This is a genomic window from Italian clover phyllody phytoplasma str. MA1 (assembly GCF_000300695.1).
GTDB lineage: Bacteria > Bacillota_I > Bacilli_A > Acholeplasmatales > Acholeplasmataceae > Phytoplasma.
In genome coordinates, this window is the sequence record NZ_AKIM01000187.1 from 1 (window position 1) to 608 (window position 608).

Annotated in this window: 1 pseudogene; it reads right to left on the minus strand. The window is 25.2% G+C overall.

The features are described 5' to 3' along the window. A pseudogene (locus tag RI01_RS03800) lies at positions 1–384 on the minus strand (hypothetical protein); the annotation flags it as partial. Positions 385–608: the final 224 nt, after the last annotated feature.

Below are 608 nucleotides of genomic sequence, written 5' to 3' on the forward strand. Positions count from 1 at the left end.
GGGTTCTTTTTGGTTTTCTAGTCGGTCTAATATTAATTTTTTATTTATTTTGATTAGTTCATCGCGATTTTTACTGATTTTTTGTGATAAATTATCTAATTCAGGATTATTAGGTGAGCGATTCATATCTATGGCTTTATCATTTAAATAAATTTGTAGGTTTTTTTCTTTAGCTTGTTTTTCTAATGATTCTCGTTCGCGAAATAATTGTTCTGCCTTAAGTTTTTGTTGTTCATAATAACCGATGCCATTAAGGCCATCAAAAGTATAATGGACTTCAATCATGTCGCATTTTCGTTCATCGTCATACCAATTATTAATTTCTTTGACTTGGGTTTCTTTTAAAATAGGAATTTCTTCTTTCGATAATTTAATGATTTTCATTTCGGTTAAAACAATCCAACCAATAAATAAAAAAAGAAATACCCCTAAAATAATAAAAAACCATTTGATTATTTTTTAATTTTGATCATAGGCTCTTTTTCCTTTTTAATATTTTTTTGAATATATCAATATTTTAACACATTTGACTTTTTAATTTTAATTAAAACCATTTTTTAAACCAAGAAGTTACTTTTTCGACTTTTTTGTTTACATCGTCTTTAATT